This window comes from Sporosarcina sp. HYO08 (assembly GCF_001563475.1).
GTDB lineage: Bacteria > Bacillota > Bacilli > Bacillales_A > Planococcaceae > Sporosarcina.
Map to the genome: position 1 here is coordinate 67,671 of NZ_LPUT01000027.1, position 11,834 is coordinate 79,504.

General features: G+C 40.3%; 12 protein-coding genes and 1 pseudogene. 12 read left to right on the top strand and 1 reads right to left on the bottom strand.

Annotated elements, in window-relative coordinates:
• Positions 1-27: 27 nt before the first annotated feature.
• From AU377_RS15760 to AU377_RS09650, 12 genes and pseudogenes are all read left to right on the top strand, one after another.
• Positions 28-176: pseudogene (locus AU377_RS15760) on the top strand (malate:quinone oxidoreductase); the annotation flags it as partial.
• A gap of 297 nt (positions 177-473) precedes the next feature.
• Positions 474-2,060: an L-aspartate oxidase gene (gene nadB, locus AU377_RS09595; RefSeq protein WP_067407388.1), complete on the top strand. Its 1,587-nt coding sequence runs from the start codon at positions 474-476 to the stop codon at positions 2,058-2,060.
• Positions 2,029-2,868, top strand: coding sequence for a carboxylating nicotinate-nucleotide diphosphorylase (gene nadC, locus AU377_RS09600; protein WP_067407882.1), 840 nt, complete (start codon positions 2,029-2,031; stop codon positions 2,866-2,868). Before nadB ends, nadC begins: the two co-directional genes overlap by 32 nt.
• A 21-nt stretch (positions 2,869-2,889) precedes the next feature.
• Positions 2,890-3,852, top strand: a complete 963-nt coding sequence (gene nadA, locus AU377_RS09605) for a quinolinate synthase NadA (RefSeq protein ID WP_067407390.1) — start codon at positions 2,890-2,892, stop codon at positions 3,850-3,852.
• 429 nt (positions 3,853-4,281) lie between these two features.
• Positions 4,282-5,787, top strand: coding sequence for a malate:quinone oxidoreductase (locus AU377_RS09610; protein WP_256381698.1), 1,506 nt, complete (start codon positions 4,282-4,284; stop codon positions 5,785-5,787).
• A gap of 27 nt (positions 5,788-5,814) precedes the next feature.
• The gene (locus tag AU377_RS15915) at positions 5,815-6,105 is read left to right on the top strand and encodes a hypothetical protein (RefSeq protein ID WP_082731997.1); all 291 of its coding nucleotides are present in this window, start codon (positions 5,815-5,817) and stop codon (positions 6,103-6,105) included.
• Between the two features lie 88 nt (positions 6,106-6,193).
• Positions 6,194-6,694, top strand: coding sequence for an ATP-binding protein (locus AU377_RS09620; protein ID WP_156450425.1), 501 nt, complete (start codon positions 6,194-6,196; stop codon positions 6,692-6,694).
• Positions 6,687-6,911, top strand: a complete 225-nt coding sequence (locus AU377_RS09625) for a hexameric tyrosine-coordinated heme protein (protein ID WP_067407396.1) — start codon at positions 6,687-6,689, stop codon at positions 6,909-6,911. The genes AU377_RS09620 and AU377_RS09625 overlap by 8 nt, the downstream gene beginning before the upstream one ends.
• Positions 6,912-7,206: 295 nt before the next feature.
• Complete coding sequence (locus AU377_RS09630) at positions 7,207-7,662, top strand: DUF4183 domain-containing protein (RefSeq protein WP_067407402.1); 456 nt, start codon at positions 7,207-7,209, stop codon at positions 7,660-7,662.
• A gap of 64 nt (positions 7,663-7,726) precedes the next feature.
• Complete coding sequence (locus tag AU377_RS09635) at positions 7,727-8,047, top strand: DUF4183 domain-containing protein (protein WP_067407405.1); 321 nt, start codon at positions 7,727-7,729, stop codon at positions 8,045-8,047.
• Positions 8,048-9,065: 1,018 nt separating this feature from the next.
• The gene (locus tag AU377_RS09645) at positions 9,066-10,253 is read left to right on the top strand and encodes a ParM/StbA family protein (RefSeq protein ID WP_067407408.1); all 1,188 of its coding nucleotides are present in this window, start codon (positions 9,066-9,068) and stop codon (positions 10,251-10,253) included.
• An 11-nt stretch (positions 10,254-10,264) separates the two neighbouring features.
• Positions 10,265-10,804, top strand: a complete 540-nt coding sequence (locus tag AU377_RS09650) for a hypothetical protein (RefSeq protein WP_067407409.1) — start codon at positions 10,265-10,267, stop codon at positions 10,802-10,804.
• Positions 10,805-10,901: 97 nt separating this feature from the next.
• Here AU377_RS09650 and AU377_RS09655 read toward each other — a convergent pair whose 3' ends face one another.
• A complete protein-coding gene (locus AU377_RS09655) occupies positions 10,902-11,741 on the bottom strand; it encodes a TetR/AcrR family transcriptional regulator (RefSeq protein ID WP_067407410.1) in 840 nt (279 codons plus the stop codon).
• Positions 11,742-11,834: the final 93 nt, after the last annotated feature.

Genomic DNA, 11,834 nt, shown 5'->3' on the forward strand with positions numbered 1-11,834 from the left:
ACAAAAAGAAGCATTTATCAAGTAACCGTTCACGTAATGTTGGAGTTATTTGCAAAATGCTTCCTGGAACATTTGAAAGAATGGGAACCGAAGGTCAAAAAATGATTCCATCTTACGGCATAAAGCTAGCCGAAAATCCAGACCTTTTAGAAGAAATCTCCACCTGGACGGAGTAGAAACTGGGATTAAATAAAAGAGAAATGACTTACAAATAATTTTGACTTTGTAAGGATCGATTGTTAGCGAAAAGATTAGCAGCTAACGATCGATCCTTTTTAACGATCTGTTTGTTTAAATATGATTGGTCTCGGTGAGGGATTGTCATGGAAAGACGGGGGAAACGCCTCGTCTTTTTTTTAATGCCTGTCACTGGAAAATATTGAAACAGACCAATAATTTAGAAAGACCTTGTTTTTCCACCACTAATATGTAAATATAGATGTCAAGACACATGTATATTGAGGGGATCCATTATGGAAGTAAATGACGTTTTAATCATTGGAAGTGGCGTCGCGGCTTTACAACTTGCCACATTGCTGCATCATGGTCAAACAGTCCGCATGTTAACGAAATCACATTGCACCCATACGAATTCTTATCTGGCACAAGGTGGCATTGCTGCTGCCGTTGGAATAGAAGATGATCCTTCAAAACATATTGTTGACACTTTGGAAGCCGGTCGATTTCATAATAATAATGAAGTCGTTTGTGAAATATTGAACAAGGCGCCAACTTTAATCCGTGATTTTTCAAATAGAAGTGAAATTTTTGATCAAGACCGAAATGGAAATTTACTGCTAGGACTTGAAGGGGCTCATTGTGAAAAAAGAATTGTGCATAGCGGCGGTGATGCCACGGGGAAAAATGTCGTCGACTATTTACTCAGTAAATGCTCTGACAATATTACCGTGGAAGAAAATGTTATCGCATATGAATTAATCATCGATCCTGGGGAGAATCGGTGTGTAGGAGTAAAAGCTAAAAATCCAGACGGAAAGATACGCCACCTGTACGCAAACTACGTCATTTTAGCGACGGGCGGCTGCGGACAAGTGTATGCGTATACGTCCAGTGCCGAAACGATCACGGGGGATGGGATCGCAATGGCTTATTTAGCGGGTGTTGAAATCGTTGATATGGAATTCATTCAATTTCACCCGACGTTATTGATAAAAAACGGACAAACAAAAGGGTTAATATCTGAAGCAGTACGGGGAGAAGGGGCAGTTTTAGTTACAGAGGATGGCACGCCAATCATGGAAGGAGTTCATCTATTAAAGGATCTTGCCCCAAGGCATATTGTCGCACAGACGATTTTCGATGTGATGGAAAGTGGAAAAGACGTCTATTTGGACATTGGATGCGTTCAAGAATTTGAAAAAAGATTTCCGACGATTACAGCAATGTGTCGGGATCACGGCATCGATCTTTCAAAAAACAGAATTCCGGTAGCACCCGGCAGTCATTATGTCATGGGGGGCATTCAAACGGATGGAATGGGGCGGACTTCACTCAAAGGATTATTTGCCATTGGAGAAGCATCTTGTACAGGTTTTCATGGAGCGAACCGGTTGGCAAGCAACTCCCTTTTGGAAGGGTTATATCAAGGAGAAAAGCTCGCGCACTGGATCAATGAGCAGCCGGTGAGAACTGTGCATTCCAGCATGCCGATTTCTACTCCTACTCCATCTGTTCAATCGAAAAAAGCAAATCTTCCAGACGTTCATCTCTTAAGAAAGCTCATGATGAAGCGAGTTGGAATCGTCCGGATGAAAGAACAATTAGCCCAGCAAAAAAAGTGGCTGGAACAAGTTAGCATTCATGATTTTACAACATTAGATCATTATTCCAACGAAGAGTTGACGTCTATTTTTTTATGGATCAATGCAGCCCTCATTACAGAGGCAGCATTCTATCGAACGGAAAGTCGCGGCGGCCATTATCGAAGCGATTTTCCATATGAAGACGATGATACGTGGGGCAAGAGAACGATCATTCAGACATACAAAGGGGAAAGGGCGATCTATGATGAACAAGTTAAAGCTTCGCTCGTTACTTGAGCAATTTTTCCTGGAAGATATTGGGGAACAAGATGTCACGACAGACTTCATTTTCCCAAATGATGCAAAAGGGGAAGTTACGTTAATCGCTAAAGAGGATGGCATTTTTTGCGGGGAGGATGTCGTTCAGGTTGGCTTTCAACTGTTAAACGATAAAACGGACGTTCGTGTTTGTGTCAAAGATGGAGATTCCATTCAAAAAGGTCAAACATTAGCGATCATTTCTGGAGAGGTTTCCACACTTTTAACTGGTGAACGTGTTGTCCTCAATGTCATTCAACGTATGAGTGGGATTGCTACGTTAACAAGGGAAGCCGTTGAGACATTGAATTGCGCCTTTACAAGAATTTGTGATACGAGAAAAACGACACCAGGCCTTAGGATGCTTGAGAAATATGCCGTTCGCTGTGGGGGCGGTTATAACCATCGTTTTGGTTTGTATGATGGCATTATGATTAAAGACAATCATATTGCGTTTGCTGGCTCCATTCAAAAAGCAGTTGAAATCGCTCGGAAGCAAGTTGGTCATATGGTGAAAATTGAAGTGGAAACGGAGTCGAAAGAACAAGTCATCGAGGCGGTTGAGGCTGGTTCCGATGTCATTATGTTTGATAACCGGACACCTGAAGAAATTAGAGATTTCATCCAATACGTGCCGAGTCATATTATTACCGAAGCATCAGGTGGCATTACGATGGGAGATTTGGCAGCCTATCGCGACACAGGCGTGCACTATATTTCGCTTGGATTTTTAACGCATTCTTATCAAGCGCTAGATATTAGCGCAAAAGTATCTATTCATTCATAAAATTGACGGGGGGATATTCAAATGGTTCTTGCAACTGAAAACAGAACGCAATTGGTGGAAGAGATTCAAGAATGGAAGAAAAAACGAAATGCGATTATACTGGCGCACAATTATCAAATACCTGAAATTCAGGATATTGCGGACGTACTAGGTGATTCCCTTGCGCTTGCACGTGCTGCTGCGGAAACGGATGCAGATGTGATCGTGTTCTGTGGCGTTCACTTTATGGCTGAAACGGCAGCAATGCTAAGCCCAGAAAAAACAGTTCTCTTACCAGATCTTGAAGCAGGCTGCTCGCTTGCCGATTCCATTACAGCAGATGAGCTGCGTGAATGGAAAGCACAGCATCCAAATGCAGTCGTCGTGTCATACGTCAACACATCGGCAGAAGTGAAGGCGTTAACAGATTATTGCTGTACGTCTTCTAATGCAGTAGATATTGTCAAATCGATTCCTGAAGATCAAGAAGTTTTGTTCTTGCCTGATATGTTCCTTGGTCAGTTTGTAGAGCGAGAAACAGGCCGCAAAAACATGCATATTTGGATGGGAGAATGTCATGTGCACGCTGGAATTAGACCTCACCAAGTGAAGGACGTCTTCAAGGCAAATCCAGATGCAGAGCTTCTCGTCCACCCTGAATGCGGCTGCTCCACGTCTAGCATGTTTTTAAAGTCAGAAGGTCTACTACCAGAGGATAAAACACATATTCTTTCAACGGGCAATATGCTTAAGCAATCTAGAGAATCAGAAGCTAATTCGTTTATCGTCGCAACAGAAGTTGGGATCATTCATCAGATGGAAAAACAAAATCCAGATAAGCAATTCATCCCAGCGAACCCAGATGCCGTTTGTCCTTTCATGAAAATGATTACACTGGAAAAAGTGTTGGCGGCATTAAAAGAAAACAAACATGTCATTACAGTGCCGGAAGAGATCGCAGAGAAAGCAAAACTGTCAATTGACCGCATGATCGCGATCGGATAAAAAGAAACGCCCGGGTATTTCCTTGTGTGCCAGGCATCCAAACAATTAACCATGATCTCAATCCTGAAAAGATCGATAATGGATAAGGAAGCATTATTTAAATTTTTTGCCTGCTTGTACATTTCATTAGAAGGTAGGAACCAGGTGTTCCGATCCAAAAAAAAGCAATTCTAAAATAATATTTTACTAAAGTAAAAGGTAGTATTCCTCTATCGTGTAAGGAATACTACCTTTTTTGTCTGCGATCCTATCTTAAAAAATCCCTTCTCATCCTGTTGTTCGAAGTTTTATAATTGTACAAAAGGTTATTATAATAGAGTATAATATAGTTATAACTGTAAACTTTGTTCCTGGGCAGCGCCCTTGCTTTTATGACTCTCGGGTGAGAGCGCTTACAATTATTTGATCAAAATATTTCGGATAAGGAAGATCAGTATGAGTAATATGCAAAAACAAACAGACGTTATCTTAATTGGTGCAGGTGTTATGAGTGCAACTTTGGGAACTTTACTAAAAGAGTTGGCACCTGAATGGAAAATTAAAGTTTTTGAGAAACTTGCAAGTGCTGGGGAAGAAAGCTCGAATGAATGGAATAATGCAGGAACGGGCCATGCAGCATTGTGCGAACTTAATTACACAGCTGTAAAACCCGATGGCTCTATAGACATCCATAAAGCCGTCAACATAAATGAGCAGTTTCAAGTTTCTATGCAGTTTTGGTCTTATCTTGTAAACAATAATTTAATCCAAAACCCACGAAATTTTATTATGCCATTGCCGCATATGAGTTTCGTACAAGGGGAAGAAAATGTATCTTTTTTAAAGAAACGATTTGAAGCGCTAGCCTCTAATCCATTGTTCCGAGGGATGGAGTTTTCTGATGACCCGGAAAGGTTAAAGGAATGGATCCCGTTAATGATGGAAGGCCGTACATCGAATGAACCAATTGCGGCGACTAATATTGAAACTGGTACGGACGTCAACTTTGGTGCGTTAACACGTCTATTGTTCGATAATTTACAGGGCAAGGGTGCTGAACTCAATTACAAGCATACTGTTGAGGATATTAAACGGACAAGCAATGGTTTATGGGAAGTAAAAGTGCATAATATCGATGAAAATAAAATAGAATACCATACCGCAAAATTTGTATTTATCGGAGGAGGAGGGGCAAGTCTTCCATTACTCCAAAAAACTGGTATTCCGGAGTCCAAACATATTGGGGGATTCCCAGTGAGTGGACTATTTCTTGTCTGCAACAATCCAGAAGTCGTGGAAAAACATCATGCGAAAGTGTACGGAAAAGCAAAGGTCGGTGCGCCGCCAATGTCCGTTCCACATCTTGACACAAGATTTATTGACGGTAAAAAATCATTACTCTTTGGCCCTTTCGCTGGCTTTTCACCAAAGTTCTTAAAAACGGGTTCGAATTTAGATTTAATCGGCTCTGTTAAATCGGATAACCTTGTGACGATGTTAGCTGCCGGCGTTAAGGAGATGTCCCTAACGAAATACCTCATTCAGCAAGTGATGCTATCCAATGATAAGCGTATGGAAGAATTACGTGAGTTCATTCCAAATGCAAAAAATGAAGATTGGGAAATTATCGTAGCGGGACAACGCGTGCAAGTAATTAAAGATACGAATACTGGGAAAGGCACACTTCAATTCGGTACGGAACTTGTGAGCGCGGCTGACGGTTCGATCGCGGCCTTGCTTGGTGCATCCCCGGGGGCATCCACCGCTGTTTATGTGATGTTGAATTTATTTGAAAAATGTTTCCCGGAGCATATGAAAGAATGGAAACCAAAACTAATAGAAATGATTCCATCATATGGCTTAAAATTAGCAGAAAACCCGGAGCTTTTAGATAAGGTCCTTGCTTCGACAGCGGAAGTGCTGGAACTATACAAAGAAGAGGTAGTCCTAAGTTAAGTACTATACAAAAAGAGGGGAAGTTCCATCCGGAAAAATTCTCTCTTTTTCTGTGGGGGGGAGGTTGTTCGGGTGGGCTTTCAACTGTTAAATACTAAAACGAATGTCCAAGTCCTTATAAAAGATGGGGAATCCATTCAAAAAGAGCAAAAGTCAGCAATCATTTCCGGGGAAATTTCCACACTGTTAATGGATGGGCATATTGTCTTCAATTTAAAATGCCCAAGATCGACTAAAAAGAAACACCCGGTTATTTTCTTGCATGCCAGGCACCCAAATAATTCTGAGACTTTTAAGGAAAACCAAACATATAAATAGATTAAAAGGCAGTTCCTGCGAATAGTGTAATAGGGGGCTGTCTTTTTTGTATCGGTATTTGTTTCCGCCAAAGGACGTTAGTGAATGGATGGTTTTGGCAGGAAAGGAGGAGATGGTTATCAAAAGTAAAAGTGAGATTATGAAGATCATTCAGCAGTTGGAGCACCATATAGCAGATGATTTTGAGGCGCAGGATTTAGATTTTAAGCAATGGAATTTTACTTCTAGGGAAGAAAATATTCAAAAAATGATTAAATATGCAGTATGCATGGCAAATGGCGGCGGTGGCAGTGTTGTGTTTGGGGTGGCTGACAACGTTCGGGGGATTGATCAGGTGTTGGTAGGCATTCCCTTCGATATAGACATACAGGAACTGGAAAAGCGGGTTTATAGAGAGACGGACCCACCAATTCTTCCCACATTCGATGAAATCTTTTATCAAAATCATTCCATCAGGCTGTTAGTCATGAATATTTTCCCAGGTGAACCGCCATACACAGTAAAGAATGGCATCGCGACGATTAGGACAGGAAAAGAGTGTCTGCCGATTGGATTTATAAAGACTGGCAAGGAGGATTTCAATGAATGAATGGCTCACCAGCTTACAAACAAATACCCCTCAACAAGGGTATGAATTGGCGATTCAGATGGCACAAATGGGTGTGAAGTATACGCAGCCATCAGATGAGGTCCGGAAGAAATTAAGGCACGTCTATTCAACGGATCCGAATAGCTTGATAATGGTCTCTCATACGATTGCGGCCTATTTCCAAATCGTTGCTGCAGCGAATAACTATTGGAGATAAAATATTGTTTTGCAGAAATGCCAGATGCAAGTGCCGGATCGTTCTTGCATCAGGCATGTTTATTTGATTGGTATAATAATCCACGTCGTATAAAAGCATTGCAACTTGGCAGCGCTTGAGACTTTTTAAAATTAAATAATTATTGATAAAGAGGAAATCAACGAAATTCGTTTGAATTCCTCTTTTTTATTTGTATTCGCGGCGACCACATCGAAAATAAATTCCCGCAAAATGGGGTAATCGGCCAAGCCATAAACCGAAGGCAGAATAGATTGTAGTTATGGAGGTGTTAACTTTGCACAGGTACCAAAGCTGTAAAAAGAAAGTCGTCGAAATCATCCCAACCATCTCAAATAGAAGAAAGATCATTGCCGAGACAATCGACGAGGTAAGACGTAAAAATAGACCCCCAACACCAGATCCAAGGCCGATCGATCCGGTTGATATTACCATTATTCCGACTGTCTATCGTTATTTTTATGTGCCGGCAGCCAATATTAATTTGCAGAGCGGGGCAACACTTCCTGCAACGTTATTTTATTCAGACAATGGAAGTGACATAGAAGAGTTTATCCTTTCCGATCCAAATGGGTACGTCAATTTATACATTAATGGTGTCATGCAAGAAGGCGGTTTCTATTCGGTGGATGCCCAGTCTTTAACGCTTATCCCAACTGAAGGCAGGATCCTAGCAGGCACTCCGATCATTATTCAATCAATAGGACACACAGCAATTCCCGTTCAACCTTGAACGAGCCGGTGAACAAAACAGACTGTCATAAAAAAAATGTGGTTAATGAAAGGAGGTGAATAAAATGGCATTATCGCTTATGAACATTAATGTCAATGTTACAGGTGGTTCGGCAAGGTTTTTCAATGTATTATCGGCAGATTTGGCAGTTGCTAAGGACGTCGCGATCTCTGCCGCTGATTTTGTAGATGATATGGGAAATGATATCACTGAATTTCCAGCCGCCACGAACGGTTATTACAACTTCTATATTAACGGTGTTTTGCAGGAAGATGGCTCGTATAATATTACTACGACCGAACTAACGTTTAACGATGTGACTGGTACATTGACAGCAGGTACACCATTAATTGTCCAGGTTGTATCTCACGTTACTACAGTTTAATCAATGGACAGGCACCCAGGAGGAAAATCAGAAGTTCCGCTAGTTGTGGAACTTCTGATTTTTTGATGAGAAATCCAATATGTTTACAAAAATGTATACATGTGTACATTAATAGTTGCGTTGTAAACAATAATGTAAACATGCATACAAATACGTACACATGCAATAGTAGATAAAAAAAAGCACCGGTTACAAAAACAACGCATGCATTATTTTGCTGTCCGGCGCTTTTTTGTGCAGCAAGTTCTCTTAAGAATGTACTATGATCTAAAAGTATTTTTATATTGAATCTGCAAATTTTACAACGAATACATTCCATCTTTTCTTCTGCTGGAAAATGAAAACTATTGCTGTTAAACATAAAATGTTCATTCACTTTCGTTCATTCACATTTAAATAAATCTACGTTTTTAAGCGTTTGCCACTTTTTCCTGAGAAATATAGATGCAGCTGATCCTGTTTAATTTTGTCATAAAATGGTTGGAGTCTATCATGTGATTTATGCAGTGGAAAATATTTATTCATTCCAAGAATCGACAATTCTACCAAAACCTCCAAAGTATGTTCGATATCGTCATCGGTAACGACGTTTTGCTTTAAAATGACAGGATCATACCAATCCGCGTCATTTCGATTAATATGGACAAATAGTTTGTGCTATTTGACGAAGCGTTTCATTTATTGAATAATGCTCAACCTGTTTTTGATCGTCCGCGAATCGCCTAACCATTTACCCATTTCCAGCTATATTCCCCAAAGAAACCTTACTGCAAATCCATGTGTACAAAAAAGTATACTTGTTTACATCCAAAGAAGAGGTGTACACAAAACCTGTATACAAGTAAACAAAAACGTAAACGACCAGTAGTAATCGGCATTTCCGAAAGAAAGAATAAGTTTACGAAAATGTATACTTCATTAAGCTTATGTAACAGTTACCTCCGAACGATTGACCTCCAAGGTATATTCCGTTACTATTTTGAATAGACAGAAAAATAATTAAGGGAGGATGAGATTAATGACACAATCACGCATTGCTGCAATTGACGTAGGAAATGATTCATTGAAAGCTATATTTGGAAAACTAGAGGCGGAGATCAACATCCCCAACGTAATTGCGTCCGATACAGCAGATCGCCCAATTATCGGCGTAGAAGATTTAGACGATCAAAACCCGCTGGAAGGGATTCATATTCGTGTCCATTCACCCGCTTTAAAGGATAATAATGCAATTTACCGTGTCGGTCACTTGGCTACAAAAAGTAATAATGCAACAGAACTTGACCCAGGCAGTAATAAATCAGAAGAAGATCAAACACTTGTTATGCTATTCGCGTCATTGGCGTTAGATGCGGCTAGGGATGGGAATAAAAAAATCTTTAAACGAGCAGGTAATGTGATTGAAGCGAATTACACAGTTGGAACAGGTCTACCGCTTAGGGAAGTAAAGGAAGGTAAAGATGTAGGCTATCGTTCCCGTTTGCTAGGATCTGTCCATCAAGTGGAATTTTTAGTTACGCCAAAGTACCAAGGCATCAAAGTAAATCTGAAATTTGATGAAGTGAAAGTCTATCCAGAAGGCTTTGCGGCGTTTATTAACCTTGTGATGGATAATGATTTGAATATCGTTAACAAAGAATTGATCGATAAGCGAATTTTAATCCATGATATTGGTGGACTATCGACGGATGTGGCGGTCATTAAAAATCGTAAAGTCGATGATGACAAAGCGCAAGGATTCAATTTGGGGGTATCGGAATCACTTGATGAAATTCGCAATGAAATTTACTCGCGTTACGGTGTAGAATTGGACAGCCGTAAAGATGTTGTGGAAATTATCACGAAGAAAAATGACCGCAATCATATTATGGTAAAAGGAAGTCGGACAAGCGTTCACGATATTGTTGATCGAATTTTACTAGATTTGGCCAAAAAGCAGTACCGTCATTTGCGGAATATTTGGCAGCGCAACTCTCAATCGGAAATTTGCTATTTCATTGGCGGTGGATCGATTGTGCTTAAAGACTATTTAAAGACGTTGAATAATAGCTTGGATGGCTTTAATATCGACTTCTTTGAGGATGAAAAAGAGAGTGTCTGGATGATGGCCAATGCTTATTACAAATTAATTTCAGATTTTGCACGAAAAAATGAAAAGCCAAAAGAAGAAAAGCCAAGACAAGACAAGCTCGTAAAATCAAAGTAAGGTGATGCATCATGCGAGAAACGGGATTGAAAAGGGGCCAGCCGATTACGTTTCGTCTACCAGCCGATACGTCTGACCATACACTAAGACTGCTCCAAAATTTAAAAGACGTCGAAAGAAGAAACTTTTCCAGTAAAATTGCCGAGTTTGTTATTGATGGGGTCAATGAATCTTCCGTGAGGTCCAATGAAGTCGTCATGATCCCTCTGCCGAAAGGATTGACGAAGGCACAGCGGGATTGGTTAAAGCATGAGCATTCCGAAGCACTGTTAGGCAGTATCTTGTATCAGTTACTGGCAGATCCAATGCGCGCAGCCGCTCTTTTCACATCTTTGAATGGTGATACAGTCGATTCAGATCTATACTTTTCGCAGGAAGTGGCGTCAACTGTCGAGGAAGACCCTAAGCCAAACATTCAGACACCGGTCTCTGATATTGACGATGCATTGGATCACTTCGATTGGAAACAGGTGCAAGTAGAGCATATGCCAACAGAAGATGAAGAGGAAGAGGATCCGCTCGCAGACTTTTTGGCGCAGATGAATCAGTGAAATGCGAAAGGCACGTGTTCAAGGAACATAAACACGTGCCTTTTTTCGGCGTTGCGCTTATTTGGAATTGGTAGTCAAATAACTTTCTGTACGCCTTTTAGTGTTCCAGTTTGAAGTGATTCCTAAGTAAGTAAGCGGCCCATTTACAATGCGGATGTTTGCGAATATTTTCCAACAGCCCATTCACAAGAGGGGGGCTTAATGTCGGCTCAAGCAATTGTTGCTTAAGTAATACTAAAGATTCTTTTTCAATAGACGCTTCCATTTCCGCAATATTTTGCTCCAGAATGTCCAAGATTTGTTCCTGCGACGGTTTTTCATTTAACGGGTGGTTAAACGATTCACGCATCTCATTTGAAATGAAAGGGATTGTCATATTTTCCGCAAGAATCATTGTTTTTTCAGAAAGGGATCGGGCCAGCAAATCCAAATCCAAGGGCAGTTCATAAAAGATAAACAGCTCCGAATACGTTTTCATCAAGCCTTTAATACAATACATCAAATCATATTTTGTCTGTTCAATCTGATCTTCGTAAAGCCGTTCCACCATCGAAGAAATTACTTTTTCCATCATCCCGTTGTAATCGTGGAATTTAAGAAAAAGCTCTTCATCGAACGATTGCATCATTTCTTTCATAAGAATTTTGGCAAAATCGGAATGCTCATGAAAGGAATGAAATACAGCGTAATAAAAGTTGTATAACAAATCATTCACATTTTTTGTACTTTTGACCTCGTAGTCAATGTTCTCTGTAAACTGAATCATAAAATGATCAATCAATGCTACGATCAACGCATCTTTCGACTTAAAGGAGAGGTAGAATGCACCTTTGGAAATGCCGCAATGATCTGTGATTTGTTGAATAGACGTCGCCTCAAACCCTTGTTTTGCAAAAAGTTCTACAGCCTTATCCATAATGAGCTGTTTTTTTTCCATAATTTATGTGATCGCTCCTATGTAATTTCATTGACAATTGACCAGTCGGTCATTAGTATAAATAACTGAATCTAGTTCGTCAAATAGGGGAGC